We start from the raw sequence: 15,597 nt of genomic DNA, 5'->3' as shown, positions 1-15,597 counted from the left end.
TTTGGCGTGTTATTATTTTTGGCAAACGTTATCCACATATTCTAGTTATGGAAATCTATGAAATATCCGGCTTCGATAGCATGGATGACCTCGAGATAACTCGAGCAATCGGCGACCGTGTCCGTGCTGAGCGCATCAGGCAGAACAAGTCGCAGTTGGAGTTTGCCGGGGCGGCCGGCATACCATTGAGGACCTACCAGCGATTCGAGCGGGACGGTTCGGGCACCATCGAGACATTGGTAGCGGCGCTACGTGCGTGTCAGCGCTTGCGGGGCCTGCAGGTCGCGTTGCCACAGCCAACGTTGCCGGAGCGGCAGACGCCCTTGTCTCGACTGACGCCACCTCGCGTACGGCGGAAGGTCAAACTCGATGGGGAAAATGATTTAGGCCGCTAGTTTGTTACGTGCAACAACCAGAGTCACGAGTGCACCAAGAATTCATGGCGCAGGCACTAGTCCACGGATAAAACAATGCTCCAAATCAGCACCGGCAAGTTCTTCAACACTAACGAAACGTACGACACGATTCATCGAGGTGTGCTGTATTCGAACTTCCATATATTGCCGGGCGATTGCATTGCGACACTGGCCGGGAATTTATCACCAGCGGCGCGCTGGGGAGACATCGAAACCTTCGTATGCGAGGTTATCGAGCGCCAGCCGAACGTTCGCGCAGCAGGCGTCATTCTGTCAGTCGGCCCAGATGCATTCATTCATGATTTTGCCGCTGTATCTTCGTTTTCCCTGCAGCGCCTGTTGACGCCAGACCACGACTTGGCGATGCGCCTGCTCACGGCCCAACGGCCGCCATTGGGTATTCCCAAACTTCCTAAGCAATACGTATCAAAAATGTTTGATATGTCGTTGCCGTACGACGTCCAGGCCGGCCCGCGTCTCTCCACCTTCTTGGACGACCTGCTCAAGCTCGAGCGCAAATCGTTTTCTGGCGCAATGAAAGCGATTCGACGGTACGTGACGGCAACTCATCGTCTGGCCGATGACCTAGACCTTGCGTATGCCCTGTTGGTTGCCGCTATCGAATCGCTCGCGCAGGAGTTCGATGATTTTAGCCCTGAGTGGGACGATTACGACCAGAAGAAACGACAGCCTGTTGATCGCGCTCTCGAAGGGTTGCCAACTGATGTCGCGCTCGCTGTTCGCGAAGCAATCCTTGGGGCAGAACATGTTGCTATCAGCCGAAGGTTTCGCGAATTTACCTTGGCTCATCTTGGTCGCGATTTTTTTCGGGGCGAAGCCGAGGGGCGAGTAGCGCCAGCAGGTAAGGGGGACTTGGAAATTGCGCTGAAGAATGCGTATAACGTCCGTTCAGGTTATGTCCACGCATTGAAGTCGATACCGCGACTGCTGGCATCGCCGATGGCATTGACCGATTTGATGACCGTGGATGGCATGCCCTTTTTGACGTTTGAGGGACTAGCACGCGTTGCGCGCACTGTAATTCTCGAGTTTATTTCTCGCGCCCCGACGACAGAATCCGAGGAAGTCGCATACATGGACGACTTCTCCAATCTATTGCGGGCGCCGCTTGCACCAAGTATGTGGATACATAATGCGGAGGGATATTCCGTCCAGTCTGCTTATTTGTATTTGAATGGATTCTTAGAGCAAGTCGAGCAGGCGCTGCTGAGTGCTTCGCCAGTCACAGACATTCGCGGCGTCACGGAAAAAATTGAGGTGCTGTTGCCGTCACTGGCAAAACCTGAGCAACGGCGGCCACTAATTGCGCTTCATTTTTGGTTCTCTCACTTCCTGCCAAAAGAGGAAAGGCATCATTCTCGGAAACGCATGGACAATTTCATTAGCGAGTTGGACACGGAATGCCCCGAAGGATTCTTTCTGTACGTCTATGGAGGTCATTTGCCGCCTTGGAGGGCAGAACGCTGCGAAACGATATTCGACACATACATTCGACGTAGATATGGAGGCAAAAAACTGAATGTTGGTACCGTTCTCGGTGCAGCGGGGGCGCTCACCATCGCTGAGTTGTATAGGCTTGCTGGTGACGAGGATTCTGCGCGCCGCCTCATAGCCCGGGCGATTGACGAGTTTCCGGGCCTGGCACGGTTGCGTGAGTATGAAGCCAACATCGGCGATTCAGTCCCACCGATATCATGGTGGACGATTCTGCTTCCTGAGGCGAAGTCGAGCACGAGTTCAGCTACAGGTTCGCAGCCAAACAAACTAATCAAGCTAAATCGACGGCTGCGACGACCAGAATCGGCCATCCGAAATGTACACCGTCGCTCCTCACCGTCCACGAAGAGGGCACGTTAGGGAAAAGAATCACTATCGTTGAGACGAATATTCGATGGAAAGTCGGGGCATGAGACCATGAAATTACTGCGACTAGTCTTGCTGTTTTTCAGCATCGCAAGTAGTGCGGCAAATGCGATGACGTTCTCGGCTCCGAAGCACAACCCTGGAGCCGTCATTGTGTGGATGGGACTTCACGGGGAGCGCATACCAATCTACGCAGAGGGAGAGATTACGGCAACCAGTGCGCGCGAGTTGGAGCAATTTGTTCGCGTGAATCACATCGAGAGTGGGATGGTGCTGTTCAATTCACCAGGCGGCTCACTCATGGGCGGCATGTCACTGGGCGACGCCATCAGGAAGTTGGGATTCGACACGGGCATCGCAACCTATGTCGGTGGCGAGATGGTCTCGCGCGGCTTCTGCGCGAGCGCGTGTGCCTACGCGTTTGCCGGCGGTCTCGGACGCTATTACTCGGGCGGAAATACGCGTCTCGGCATCCATCAGTTTTCCTCGCAGAACGACGTTGGCAGTGAAGTCAGCCAGGAAGTAAGCGGCTTGCTGGTCGCTTACCTACAACGAATGGGGGTTGATGCGCTGGCTTTTTCGGCGTCAGCCTCGGTCCGTCCCAATGACATTCTCTGGCTGACTGCAGCCGATGCCAGCAGGCTTCACTTTGCGAACGAGGGAGCGCAGCCAACGACTGCCGAATTGAAACAGGCCCGCGGCGCGACGTATCTGCGGATTGAGCAGAAATACACAAGCTACAGCGCCCGTATCATCATCGATTGTGCAGGTGGCAAGCTGGAAATGATGGGGGGCATCGTGACCAGCCCTCAGGATGCCAAAGCAAAATACGACTGGGCTACGCAGTCCTTCTTCACGTTCGACGACCAGACGATTCAAACCCGGCGCAAGGGCGGCTCTGCCGATGGCTTTAGCGTGGTTCAGTCGACGGTCTGGGTACAGCGTCTTCTCTCGCCGGCGGAAATCCAGAAGCTGCTGGTCTCGAACACCATCACCGCCTGGGTGGCTGCGGACGGGGCAGTAGGGAGCACGGGGGCTGCAGACATCCGGGCAGTCCGGGGCCAAATCCGGGATTTCGTCAATAACTGCACCCTCTATCCGCAAACGGGCCAATAGTTGTCGGTTCCGAAGCGATGCTCATCACGCCGAGCCCGCGCGTAAGCTTCCCCAGGTACCTGGGCTCCTGCCACCATGACGCTCTGCGATAACCGCTGCTCGGTCAAGCGTGCCTCAACTTCGAGGGTCAACCGCACGTGAACCGATGCTGCACTCCGTGCCAGAGCCAAGCGTCGAATTCGCCCCCGTGGTAGTGAACGAAGGTCCGGTGCAGGCCAAAGAGGACGAAACAGTTAGAAATCGGCATCGAGGGCGGTTTCTAGGAGCTGGCGCCTCACGAAGGCGAAATCGCGGTGCCATGCGCAAACAAGGGGCGCTGGAAAATGCTCCAGCGCCCCTTGGACATCAATTGTGGTTACACCTTGCGAGGTAAGGCTCAGCGGCCGGAAAGAGTCACGTAACCGGAACTGAATCGAGGCTTCGTAACCGAAACTAATGCACGTCAGCAGTGCAGCGCCGAGCCCCCACCCCCCTCACTCCACCGTCACCGACTTAGCCAGATTCCTCGGCTTATCAATATCCGTCCCTCTGGCCAGTGCCGCGTGATAAGCCAGCAACTGCATCGGCACCGTATGCAGGATCGGCGAAAGCGGCCCGTAGTACTCATTGAGCCGAATCACCTCGATCCCTTCACCCGGCGCCAACCCGCAGTCCACATCCGCGAACACGAACAGCCGGCCGTTCCGCGCACTGACCTCATGCATGTTCGACCGGAGCTTTTCAAGCAGCATGTCGTTCGGCGCAACCGCGATCACCGGCATTTCATTGCTGACGAGCGCCAGCGGCCCATGCTTCAACTCCCCGGCCGGATACGCTTCCGCGTGAATATAGGAAATCTCCTTCATCTTCAGCGCCCCTTCCAGCGCGATCGGATAATGCATCCCGCGCCCGAGAAACAGCATGTTGTCGCGCCGTGCGAGCAGCTCCGACCAGGCCATGATCTGCGGCTCGAGCGCGAGGACCTTGGCCATCGCATCGGGCAGGTGCCGCAGCGCACGCAGATGTTCCTTCTCCGCATCGTCGCTCAAGCGTCCGCGCACCTGCGCAAGCGATAGCGCCAGCAGAAACAGCGCAACGAGCTGCGTCGTAAACGCCTTGGTCGACGCCACTCCGATCTCGATCCCCGCCCGCGTCACGAGCTGCAGCGCGCATTCCCGCATCAGCGCACTCGTCGCGACGTTGCAGATCGCGAGCGTATGCATCATTCCGCTTTGCTTGGCGACATGCACCGCACCGAGTACGTCCGCCGTCTCGCCGCTTTGCGACACCGCGACAACCAGCGTGCGCGGATTCGGCACGCTGTCGCGATACCGGAACTCGCTGGCAATCTCCACGCTGGCCGGCAGCTTCGCGATGCTCTCGATCCAGTACTTCGCGGTCAGCGCCGCGTGATAGCTGCCCCCGCACGCGAGCAGCAACACCGAATCGACGTCGTTGAACACCCGCCACGCACCGTCGCCGAACAGCTCGGGCATGATCGAGGAAACGTCGAGCAGCGTATCGGCCACCGCCTGCGGCTGCTCGAAGATCTCCTTCTGCATGTAGTAGCGGTACGACCCGAGTTCGGCCGCGCCGCCGTGCGCGGCGACCCGCTGGACCGTGCGCTCGACGCGCTGGCCGGCCGCGTCGACGATCCAGTAGCGATGCAGCTGGATATCGGCGACGTCGCCGTTCTCCAGATAGGCGATGCGATCGGTGATGCCCGACAACGCGATCGCATCCGACGCCAGAAAATTCTCGCCGTCGCCCACGCCGACCACGAGCGGCATGCCGTCGCGCGCGCCGACGATGCGGTGCGGCTCGTCGCGGCACATCACCGCGATCGCGTAGCTGCCGCGCAGTCGCGCAACCGCGCGCCGGACCGCATCGAACAGGTCGCCGTCGTACAGGTGGTCGATCAGGTGGGCGATCGCCTCGCTGTCGGTCTGGCTCGCGAACACGTAGCCGTGCGCCTGCAGCTCCGCGCGCAACTGGTCGCAGTTCTCGATGATCCCGTTGTGCGACAGCGCGATGCGCGCATTGGCGTCGCTCGGCGAGAAGTGGGGATGCGCGTTGAGCGTGACGGGCGCGCCATGCGTGGCCCAGCGCGTGTGCGCGATGCCGGTGTAGCCGGACAGCGCCGCTTCGGCGATCTCGCGCTGAAGGTTCGCGACGCGATCGACGCTGCGGGCGCGCGCCAGCGCCCGGTCGCGGTAGACCACGACGCCGCACGAATCGTAGCCGCGGTATTCGAGCCGCTTCAGTCCGTCGACCAGGTTCGGCAGGATGTCCCGCTGGGCGACCGCTCCAACAATTCCACACATATCGCGCTCCGTAAATGTCCCGTCTGGATCAGTGAGAGCGATGGTATGGCGCACTGAATGGAATTAAATTTCAAAATAAGACAATGAATGAAATGAATGGGATATCGTCTATCATGTTGAAATTAAATTTCACTTGTTGACCGGAAGGAGCCGCCGATGGCCGGCATCACCCTCGACGATCTCGATCTGCGCATCCTTGCGATCCTGCAGGACGACGCGTCGGTGTCGAATCTGCAACTGGCGGAGCGCGCGCTGTCGTCGCCGCCCACCTGCATGCGCCGGGTGCGCCGGCTGACGGAGGCCGGCGTGATACGCCGGCAGGTCGCGGTGCTCGATCCGGCGGCGATCGGCACGACGGTCACGGCGCTGATCGAGATCAGCCTCGACCGGCAGACCGCCGAAGACTACGACGCGTTCGAAGCGTACGTGTGTGCGGAGCCGGCCGTCACGCAGTGCTACCGCGTGTCGCCGGGGCCGGATTTCGTGGTGGTGGCCGATCTGGCCGACGTCGCCGAATACGACGAATTCGCGCGGCGGCTGTTCACCGGCGCGTCGAACGTCCGCAACGTGCGGACGTTCTTCTCGACGCATCGCGCGAAGTTCGAGGCGAACGCGCGGGTCGCGCATGCGATGCGCAAGCGCGCGTGAGCACGATGTCCGCGTCGGCTGCGCGGCGGCGTCACGCAGTGGCGGCGCCCGTCTCCGCGTTCGCCGCGAGTTGCAGCGGCTTGCCGTATCCGAAGCAATGCGCGGGTTCCGGAAACGCGCGTTGTCGCACGTCGTGCGCGTATTGCCGGATCGCGTCGCGCATCACCGCGTTGGCGTCGGCGTAGCGCTTCACGAAACGCGGCGTGTACGCGTCGAAGGCGCCGATCATGTCCTCGGTCACGAGCACCTGGCCGTCGCACGCGGGCGATGCGCCGATGCCGATCGTCGGGATCGTGAGCGTTTCGGTCAGGTGGCGCGCGAGCGCTTCGGCGGTGCCTTCGACGACGACGCTGAACGCGCCGGCGCGTTCGGCCGAGCAGGCGGCGTCGAATACCTGGGCGGCCGAGCGCGGGTCCATGCCCTGGGCGCGGAAGCCGCCGGTCGCGTTGGCCTGCTGCGGCATGAGGCCGATGTGCGCCATCACCGGGATGCCGCGCTCGGTCAGGAAGCGGATCGTGTCGGCCATCTCGCTGCCGCCTTCGAGCTTCACGGCCTGCGCGCCGGTTTCGGCGAGCAGGCGCGCGGCGGAACGATACGCCTGGGCGGGCGATTCCTGGTACGTGGAGAACGGCAGGTCGACGACGACGCACGCCTGCGCGGCGCCGCGTACGACGGCCGCACCGTGTGCAATCATCATGTCGAGCGTGACGCGCAGCGTGTCGGGCATCCCGTACAGCACCATGCCGACGGAGTCGCCGACGATGATCACGTCGGCGACCTCGTCGACCAGTTTCGCCATCGGCGCGGAGTAGGCGGTCAGCGACACGAGGCTGCCGATGCCTTTGGTCGAACGGATCGCGGTGACGGTCTTGCGGGTGGTGCGGGTATGAGCGCTCATGGGCGGAAGCCGTGTGAAAGAAGAGCCGCCACGGTAGCATCGCGCTCGTGCATGCAATGACCTTCGGAGGACGTCTTATGTTGCTGGCGGGACAATCGGGTGACCCTTACGCGGTGCCGCCGATGGCGCGCCTGCCGAGGCCGCTGTACGTGCGCGCATTCGAGATTCCCGGCAACGCGAGCGTCGACGCGCACAGCCATCCGTGGGCGCAGCTGATGTATGCGACGAGCGGGGTGCTGGAGGTGTCGACGCCGTCGGGCCGGCACCTGCTGCCGCCGCACTATGCGATGTGGATTCCGCCGCGGGTGCCGCATGCGGTGTCGACGCGCGATTGCGTGGCGTTTCACAGCCTGTATCTCGACGCGGCGATTGCGCGGGACGACGCGCACGACGATTGCGCGATCCTCTGCATGACGCCGTTGCTGCGCGAGCTGGTGATCGCCACGGCGGAGTTGCCGGTGAACTACGACGAGACGGGGCCGGACGGCGCGCTCGTGTGCCTGATCGCCGACCGGATCGCGCGGATGCGGCGCGCGCCGTTGACGGTGCCGCTGCCGCGCGATCCGCGCCTGCTGAAAATCGCGCGCGCGTTGCATGCGGACCCGGGCGACCCGCGCGGGCTCGATGAATGGGGCCATCAGGTCGGTGCGACGCGGCGCACGCTGTCGCGGCTGTTCCGGCAGGATACGGGGCTGTCGTTTACGGAATGGCGGCAGGCCGTGCGGCTGCTGGCGGCGTTGCCGCTGCTCGACGCGGGCGAGCCGATCGGCACGGTGGCCGCGCGACTGGGCTACGACTCGACGTCGTCGTTCATCGCGCTGTTTCAGGCGAAATTCCGCGTGACGCCGGGCGCGTATGCGAAGCGTGAAGCGCGCCGGCCCGTACTGAGCGCGTGACGCGGCCGTACGCTGCCGCTCAGAACGCGAGCACCTGCTGCGCCGGATGGTGCGCGCCGCGCCCGATTCCCGCGCCTTCGAGCGACAGCAGCGCGCGCTTGCGGTCGATGCCGCCCGCATAGCCGGTCAGGCTGCCCGACGCGCCGATCACGCGATGGCACGGCACCATGATCGACACCGGGTTCCGGCCGACCGCGCCGCCCACCGCGCGCGCGCCGCTCATCGGCAACCCGACGCGCTCGGTGATGTCGCCGTACGTCACCAATTCGCCGAACGGGATCGCGAGCAGTTCCTTCCACACACGTCGTTGAAACGCGGTGCCGCGCAGGTGGATCGGCACCGAGAACGTGTCGCGCGCGCCGCTGAAATAGTCGGCGATTTCTTCGGCGACTTGCCGCGCGAGCGGCGACGCGGTGCGCGCATCCGCGTCGCGTGCGATCGCCAGCGGCGGGAAATACTTCTGGCCGACGAAGTACAGGCCGGTCAGTGCATCGTCTTCAATGCGTACGGCGATGTCGCCCAGCGGGCTCGGAATCAGGTGGGCGGACGTCATCGTCAGGCATCTCCATGAAAGCGCCGCACATGCCGTGCGGCCAATACGCACCCGTCGTCGCAATGCCGTCAAGGCGGCGGTTCCGCGAGCGCGGGGCGTCGCGGCAGGCGTCGGGGTCGGGGCGCATGAGGCGACTGTAAACCATCCCGGCCCCCCGGTTCCGGCGGGAATCGGGCGCGTGTCTCGGCGGGCGCGCTCGCGCGTCGGGAAACTCCGGGAAAAACGGTTAATGCCGCGTCGCGAAACAGTCGTCTCTTTTGCGAGAGCAATTTTGAGATGACTCATCGAAATCCCCGACTGACAGCGGGCCGGCAGACGCCCTATCCTCTGAAAAACGTTTTCCAGACTGATTGGCGGAAGCGGCCCTGCGCGACGGTGTGCCGCCGCCCGCCCCGGCGCCGGTCGCCGGTCGACGAACATCGTGCGGCGCGACGGGCGCGGCCGCGCAACGGAGACATTCATGCAATCTGCCGTCGTGGGCGCCGTGCGCGCTGCTGCCAGCCGCTACCGCTGGACCGTCTGTGCGCTGCTGTTTTTCGCGACGGTCATCAACTACATGGACCGGCAGATCCTCGGCCTGCTCGCGCCGATGCTCCAGCACGACATCGGCTGGAGCCAGGTGCAGTACGGCCGCATCGTGATGGCGTTTTCCGCGTTCTATGCGCTGGGCCTGCTCGGCTTCGGGCGCATCGTCGACTGGCTCGGCACGCGCGTCTCGTACGCGCTGGCGATGCTGGTGTGGAGCATCGCCGCGATGCTGCATGCGGCGGTCGGCTCGGTGACGGGCTTCGCGTTCGTGCGCGCGCTGCTCGGGATCGGCGAGGGCGGCAACTTCCCGGCCGCGATCAAGACGACGGCCGAATGGTTCCCGCGCCGCGAGCGCGCGCTCGCCACCGGCATCTTCAACTCGGGCGCGAACATCGGCGCGGTGTTCGCGCCGGCGATCATCCCGGCGGTCGCGGTGGCCTACGGCTGGCGCGCGGCGTTCGTGATCATCGGCGCGATCGGCATCGTGTGGCTCGCGGTGTGGCTCGTGCTCTATCGCCAGGCCGACACGCGCGCGCTTGCGGCGGAGTACGACGAGCCGCGCGACGAAGCCGAGGCGCTGGATGCGGCGAACGCGAACGCCGGCGCGCCGCGCTGGGGCGAACTGATCCGCAAGCGCGAGACGTGGGCGTTCCTGATCGGCAAGTTCCTGACCGACCCGGTGTGGTGGTTCTACCTGTTCTGGCTGCCGAAGTGGCTCAACGAGTCGCGCGGGATGGACATGCAGCACATCGGCCTGCCGCTCGTCTGCATCTATGCGCTGACGACGGTCGGCAGCATCGGCGGCGGCTGGCTGTCGTCGATGCTGCTGCGAGCGGGCTGGAGCGTGAACGGCGCGCGCAAGACGGCGATGCTGATCTGCGCCTGCTGCGTGTTGCCGATCGCGTTCGTGTCGCAGGTGCAGAACCTGTGGGTCGCGGTGCTGATCGTCGGCCTCGCCGCCGCCGCGCACCAGGGCTGGTCGGCCAACCTGTTCACGACGGCGTCCGACCTGTTTCCGCGCCGCGCGGTCGCGTCGGTGGTCGGCATCGGCGGGATGGCCGGTTCGATCGGCGGCGTGCTGTTCTCGGAAGTGATCGGCCAGGTGCTGCAGCGCACGGGCCATTACTGGGTGCTGTTCGCGATCGGCGCGTCGGCCTACCTGATCGCGCTGGCCGTGATGCACACGCTCACGCCGAAGATGAAGCCCGCGCGACTCGACGCGTGATCGCGTGATCGCGCGACGGCGCGAGCGCGTGCCGGCAAGCGAACGCGCCGCCCTCGGGCGGCGCGTTTTCCATTGAGGCGGCGGGAATTCAGCCGGCCGCGGCCGTCGATGCGCGCATGATCAGCCGCGGCTCGAACGTCGAGTAGCTGGCGTCGGTGCGCCCCGCGAGCGCGTCGATCAGCTTCTGCATCGCAAGCTCGCCCATGTTCTCGCTCTGGATGTCGACGGTCGTCAGCGCGGGCGCCGCGTATTCGCCGTACGGCACGTTGTCGATGCCGGCGACCGAGACGTCCTGCGGCAGCCGGAAGCCGAGCGATGCGGCCTCCTTCATGAAGCCGAGCGCGATCAGGTCGTTGTAGCAGATCACCGCCTGCGGACGCTGCGGCCCGAGCATCACGCGCGAACACGCGCGCTCGCCGGCTTCGGCGGTTGGCGCGTGCGCGTCGTGCACGTCGAGCGTGAGCCCGGCCTCGGCGAGGCAGTCGCGTGCGCCCTGGATGCGTTCGTCGTTCACGCGCGCGGTGCCGAAGCCGAGATACGCGATGCGCGTGTGGCCGAGATTGAGCAGGTGGCGCGCGAGCATGTAGGTGGACAGCCGGTTGTCGATGCCGACGCTCGGGATCGGCAGGCCGGGGCTGCGGCGCAGCAGCACCAGCGGCTTGTTGAGATCGAGCATCCAGCCGGCCTCGTCGTCGGGCATCCGCGTGCTGACGATCAGCCCGTCGACGCGTTGCGCGAGCGCCTCGATCAGCGAGCGTTCGCGCGCCTGGCTCTCTTCGGTGTCGACGAGCAGCAGCGTGTAGTCGTGCTGGAGCGCGACGCGGTTGGCCCCCTTCACCACGTTCGTGAAGTGCGGGTTGCTGATGTCGAGGATCACGAGGCCGATGGTGCGCGTGCGGCCGGTGATCATCGAGCGCGCGAGCGGGTTCGACCGGTAGCCGAGCCGGTCGATCGCCTCCTTGAGCCGCGCCTCGACGGTCGGCGAAAAGCGCTGCGTGCCGTTCACGTACTTCGATACCGTCGCGACCGACACGCCGGCTTCCGCCGCCACGTCGCGGATCGTCGGGGAAACTTTTTTCATCGGAGGGTAACGTTTTCGTTCGATAACGCCGGATTGTGGCAGAAAAAGGCGGCACGCGGCCACCCGCGGATATCGGGAAAGTGCGGATGGCTGCGGCCGGGTTCGACCATTGACGTTCGGCGCCGCTCCCGCGTATAGTTGGAAAACGTTTTCCGATTCAGTCAGATTTCAGGTCAGATTCAAGGAGATTCGATGAACGCCTCATCCACCGCGGCACGCAAGCCGTTCGGGCGCCTGCTGCTGACGGGCGCGGCCGGCAACCTCGGCCGCCAGCTGCGCGGCGCACTCGCCGACTGGGCCGATGTCGTGCGCGTCAGCGACATCGCGGCGCTGGGCGATGCGGCCGCGCATGAAGAAACCCGCGTGGTCGATCTGGCCGACCGGGCCGCCGTGATGCAGCTGGTCGACGGCGTGGACGCGATCGTCCACCTCGGCGGCATTTCGGTCGATGCGCCGTTCGACGATCTCGTCGGGGCGAACATCACGGGCACGTACAACCTGTACGAAGCCGCGCGCAAGCATGGCGTGAAGCGCGTCGTGTTCGCGAGCTCGAACCATGCGATCGGCTTCCATCCGGTCACGGAAGTGCTCGACGCCGATTCGCCGCTGCGTCCCGACAGCCTGTACGGCGTGACGAAGTGCTTCGGCGAATCGCTGTCGCGCTATTACTTCGACCGCTTCGGGATCGAGACCGTGTGCCTGCGGATCGGTTCATCGTTCGAGGTGCCGAAGAACCCGCGCATGCTCGTCACGTTCCTCAGCTATCGCGACTTCATCGAGCTGGTGCGCTGTTCGCTGCTGACGAATCGCGTCGGGCACGCGATCGTCTACGGCGCGTCGGACAACCCGGTGAAGTGGTGGGACAACACGAAGGCCGGCTTCCTCGGCTTCCGTCCGCGCGACAGTTCCGAGCAGTTCGCGGAGCTGTTCCCGGTGACGGCGCCGACCGCCGACCACGACGATCCCGCGCAGCGGTTCCAGGGCGGCGGCTTCGTCGTCGGCGAGCCGATGGAGCGGAAGGCGTAGGCGGCAGCGCGCGCCGGGCGAACGCTTCATCGACGAAGGGCCGGCGGGTGCGGCAAAGGGCAGGGCATCCGGTCTGACGGGTTCCGCCAAGCGGGGCCGCAAAGCGACGAACACGCCGGACGGCCGCATGCGCCGCATGACGATCGGGCGCGCGACGTCGATCGGGATCGACGAGACGCGCGCGGCGATGACGCGCGACGTCGGCCACGCGCGCCGACGTCCGCCTTGCCAGCGGGCCGCGCGTCGGTAAGAATGCGGCGAGACCACGCGCGGCCGATCCGCGGTACGCGTGACGACCATCGACCCGCACGGCGGCCGCCCCGGCGCGTTCGCCCGATCACCACGCCACGCTATCCGCCATGATCCGGCGCGCTTCCCGCCATCCGCTCGCGATCGCCGCGATCGTCCTGATGCTGCTGCTCGGCGTCACGCACCTGGTCGTGGTCCAGCTCGACGCGCGCGCCCGCGCGGCGGCGGACCTGAAGTTCGGCGAGTTCGTCACGGATACGGCCAACAAGATCCAGGTGCAACTGCTGCGCTACGTGGACGTGCTGTCCGGCGTGCGCGGGCTGTGGTCGGTGGTCGGGGATCCGAGCCCCCGGCAGTTTCACGAATACGTCGCGTCGCTGCACGTCGCGCAGCGTTTTCCGGCGCTCGAATCCGTCAATTACTGCGACTATGTCGCGACCGGCGATACGGCGCGCTACCAGCAGTCGATCCGCACGCTGCTGAACGATCCGTCGTTCACGGTGTTCCCGGCGACCACGCCGCATTCATACCGTGCGGTGCTGCGCTACAACGAGCCGCCCGAACCGATCTACCGCGGCCGCGACATCGCGACGAACTTCAACTGGAACATCGGGGGCGACACGAGCCGCTCGGGCGAGCCCTATACGTCGGGTATCGGCGTCGCGCAGCTCGACGGGCATCGCCAGCCCGGGCTCGGCGTGCGCCTGACGGTGTATCGCGGCGGCACGGTGCCGCCGCCGGCCGAGCGCGTGGCGCGTGCGATCGGGTCGGCCGGCATCTTCGTGGATATCCAGCCGCTGATTCGCGAGGCGATGCCCGAGGACGACTGGCGGTTCGTATCGCTGCGGCTGCATTCGGTCGCGAAACCCGGCGAGAGCGCCGACGTCCGGCGCCGCATGCTGTTCGCCTACGACAACGCCGCGTTGGCCGGCGCGGCGACGATGGCCCAGCGCCGCACGTTCGTCGTCGCCGGCCGCCAGTTCGTGCTCGACATCGCCGTGCCGGCCGGCCACTTCCAGGACACGATTGGCCGCCATATCCGTACGATCGGCTATGCGCTCGGCGGCGCGATCGGCTTCGCCGCCGCGACCATCATCTACCTGCTGCTGGTTGCGCAGCGCCGCCTCGCCGACACCGTCACGCAGCAGTCCGTGTCGCTCAAGAGCACGCAGCACCAGGTGTCGACGCTGCTCGACGCGCAACTGCGCGCCGAGCGCGAGCTCACGCGGCAGGGCGAGCGCGAGCGCCAGCAGATCGGCCGCGAGCTGCACGACGATCTCGGCCAGAAGCTCACCGGGGCGTCGCTGATGCTGAGCACGCTCGCGCAGTCGCGCCGCGACGGCGCGGACGATCAGCAGCAGGTGATCGACAAGGTATCGGCGATCGTCGAGGACGGCATTCATACGATCCGCACGCTGTCGCGCGGGCTGTCGCCGTTCGACGGTTCGCCGCACGATCTCGCGGCCGCGCTGCGCGAACTGTGCGGCGACGTTGACCGCATCGCCGCCGCCGGCTGCCACCTGAGTGTCGAGTACGATACCGAACTGCTGTCGCCGGACGCGTCGCTGCACCTGTACCGGATCGTGCAGGAATCGATCTCGAACGCGTTGCGGCACGGGCGCGCGACGCGCATCGACGTGGCGCTGCGCGACATCGACGGCCGCGTCGGGCTGTCGATCCACGACAACGGCACGGGCTTCGCGCCGGGCGTCGATCCGGCCGCGCAGCCGGCGTCGCGCCTCGGGCTGCGCAGCATCCGTTCGCGCGCGCAACTGCTCGGCCTGCAGGCGCGCTTCCTGACCAACGAAACCGGCGGCACGACCGTCGAAGTGGACTGACCGATGAACCAGACCATCGTGCTCGTCGACGATCACCCGATCGTCCGCGAGGGCCTCGCGACGCTGCTGCATTCGGTGCCCGGCTACCGGGTCGTCGCGCAGGCCGGCAACGCGCGCGACGGCCTCGACGCCGTGCGCACGCACCGGCCCGGCATCGCGGTGATCGACCTGATGCTCGGCGACACGCTCGCGCTGCGGCTGATCGAGACGATCGCGCAGACGTACCCCGACACGGCCGTGGTCTGCATCTCGATGCACTCGGATGCCGCGTATGCGGAACCGGCCGCGCTGGCCGGCGCGCTCGGCTACGTGAACAAGGCGAACGTGAGCCGCGTGATCCTCGATGCGATCGACTCGGTGCTGCGCGGCGTGCCGTATTTCCCGGCGGAAGTGCAGCAGAACCTGCTGCGCCGCGCGCGCGGCCAGGTGGCGAAGCCGACCACGCCGCTCGCCGCGCTGTCGCCGCGCGAGATCGAGATCCTGCGGATGATCGGCGAAGGGCTGACGAAGCAGCAGATCGCCGAGCGGATCGGGCGCAGCGCGAACACGGTCGAGGCGCACCGCACCAATATCAAGCGCAAGCTCGGCCTCGACAACAACGCCGAACTGATCCGTTTCTCCGCGCTGAACCTGGCGCCCGCGCCCGCGCGCTGAATCGCGAAGCGAGCGCCCCTCGCTCACGGGTTGATGGCCGCATCGGCCCGTCGAGCGATTGTCCGGCCCGCGCGCCGGCCCTACGATCCCGCTCAATACGACAACAACACCGCGGGGTCTTCATGCCATTCCGACTTTTGCCCGACGGGCCCGGCACGGCCGGCCCGCAGCCCGACCCACGCAGCCTGACGGCCTGAACGCCAGGGCCGCGCGCACGGCAAGTGCCTGCCGCCGCGCGCGCCTGCGTTCGCGCACCGCCATCGCTTGCCGGCGGCGACGTCG

At 65.3% G+C, this 15,597-nt stretch carries 12 protein-coding genes and 1 pseudogene; 9 read left to right on the top strand and 4 right to left on the bottom strand.

The genetic code is table 11. The annotated features are described in order from the left end of the window. Nucleotides 1–47 precede the first annotated feature (47 nt). The 3 genes from GQ57_RS44375 to GQ57_RS17375 all read left to right on the top strand — a co-directional run bounded on the left by GQ57_RS44375 (nt 48) and on the right by GQ57_RS17375 (nt 3,416). Nucleotides 48–395: a helix-turn-helix domain-containing protein gene (locus GQ57_RS44375; RefSeq protein ID WP_034198520.1), complete on the top strand. Its 348-nt coding sequence runs from the start codon at nt 48–50 to the stop codon at nt 393–395. Between the two features lie 75 nt (nt 396–470). Further along, nucleotides 471–2,294 (top strand): hypothetical protein, encoded by a 1,824-nt coding sequence (locus GQ57_RS41800; protein ID WP_152603288.1) that lies wholly within the window; start codon nt 471–473, stop codon nt 2,292–2,294. Between the two features lie 57 nt (nt 2,295–2,351). Further along, entirely contained in the window at nt 2,352–3,416 is a 1,065-nt protein-coding gene (locus GQ57_RS17375; RefSeq protein ID WP_034198518.1) for a hypothetical protein, read from the top strand. A 473-nt stretch (nt 3,417–3,889) separates the two neighbouring features. On the opposite strand, the gene glmS is transcribed toward GQ57_RS17375, so the two are convergent. Beyond that, on the bottom strand, nt 3,890–5,719 hold the full coding sequence (gene glmS, locus GQ57_RS17370; protein WP_034198517.1) for a glutamine--fructose-6-phosphate transaminase (isomerizing): 1,830 nt from the start codon (nt 5,717–5,719) through the stop codon (nt 3,890–3,892). Between the two features lie 156 nt (nt 5,720–5,875). On the opposite strand from glmS, the gene GQ57_RS17365 reads away from it, so the two are divergent. Next, nucleotides 5,876–6,367 carry an Lrp/AsnC family transcriptional regulator gene (locus GQ57_RS17365; RefSeq protein WP_031402511.1) on the top strand — a complete coding sequence of 164 codons (492 nt, stop codon included), beginning with the start codon at nt 5,876–5,878 and terminating at the stop codon, nt 6,365–6,367. Between the two features lie 31 nt (nt 6,368–6,398). Here GQ57_RS17365 and panB read toward each other — a convergent pair whose 3' ends face one another. Next, nucleotides 6,399–7,265: a 3-methyl-2-oxobutanoate hydroxymethyltransferase gene (gene panB, locus GQ57_RS17360; protein ID WP_031402512.1), complete on the bottom strand. Its 867-nt coding sequence runs from the start codon at nt 7,263–7,265 to the stop codon at nt 6,399–6,401. Between the two features lie 77 nt (nt 7,266–7,342). On the opposite strand from panB, the gene GQ57_RS17355 reads away from it, so the two are divergent. Continuing rightward, complete coding sequence (locus tag GQ57_RS17355) at nt 7,343–8,161, top strand: AraC family transcriptional regulator (protein WP_034198516.1); 819 nt, start codon at nt 7,343–7,345, stop codon at nt 8,159–8,161. 19 nt (nt 8,162–8,180) lie between these two features. Here GQ57_RS17355 and GQ57_RS17350 read toward each other — a convergent pair whose 3' ends face one another. Further along, nucleotides 8,181–8,714: a methylated-DNA--[protein]-cysteine S-methyltransferase gene (locus tag GQ57_RS17350; protein WP_034198515.1), complete on the bottom strand. Its 534-nt coding sequence runs from the start codon at nt 8,712–8,714 to the stop codon at nt 8,181–8,183. A gap of 460 nt (nt 8,715–9,174) precedes the next feature. On the opposite strand from GQ57_RS17350, the gene GQ57_RS17345 reads away from it, so the two are divergent. Beyond that, nucleotides 9,175–10,467 carry an MFS transporter gene (locus tag GQ57_RS17345; RefSeq protein ID WP_034198557.1) on the top strand — a complete coding sequence of 431 codons (1,293 nt, stop codon included), beginning with the start codon at nt 9,175–9,177 and terminating at the stop codon, nt 10,465–10,467. A gap of 88 nt (nt 10,468–10,555) precedes the next feature. Here GQ57_RS17345 and GQ57_RS17340 read toward each other — a convergent pair. Next, nucleotides 10,556–11,658, bottom strand: a pseudogene (locus tag GQ57_RS17340) (LacI family DNA-binding transcriptional regulator). A gap of 82 nt (nt 11,659–11,740) precedes the next feature. Between GQ57_RS17340 and GQ57_RS17335 the strand changes: the two are divergent. The 3 genes from GQ57_RS17335 to GQ57_RS17325 all read left to right on the top strand — a co-directional run bounded on the left by GQ57_RS17335 (nt 11,741) and on the right by GQ57_RS17325 (nt 15,315). After that, entirely contained in the window at nt 11,741–12,574 is an 834-nt protein-coding gene (locus tag GQ57_RS17335) for an NAD-dependent epimerase/dehydratase family protein (protein WP_034198514.1), read from the top strand. Between the two features lie 359 nt (nt 12,575–12,933). Beyond that, nucleotides 12,934–14,661 carry a sensor histidine kinase gene (locus GQ57_RS17330; RefSeq protein ID WP_034198513.1) on the top strand — a complete coding sequence of 576 codons (1,728 nt, stop codon included), beginning with the start codon at nt 12,934–12,936 and terminating at the stop codon, nt 14,659–14,661. Between the two features lie 3 nt (nt 14,662–14,664). Next, a complete protein-coding gene (locus GQ57_RS17325) occupies nt 14,665–15,315 on the top strand; it encodes a response regulator (protein WP_034198512.1) in 651 nt (216 codons plus the stop codon). Nucleotides 15,316–15,597 lie beyond the last annotated feature (282 nt).

The organism is Burkholderia sp. MSh2 (genome assembly GCF_000731655.1).
GTDB lineage: Bacteria > Pseudomonadota > Gammaproteobacteria > Burkholderiales > Burkholderiaceae > Burkholderia > Burkholderia paludis.
This window is presented reverse-complemented; position numbering and strand designations above follow the sequence as displayed.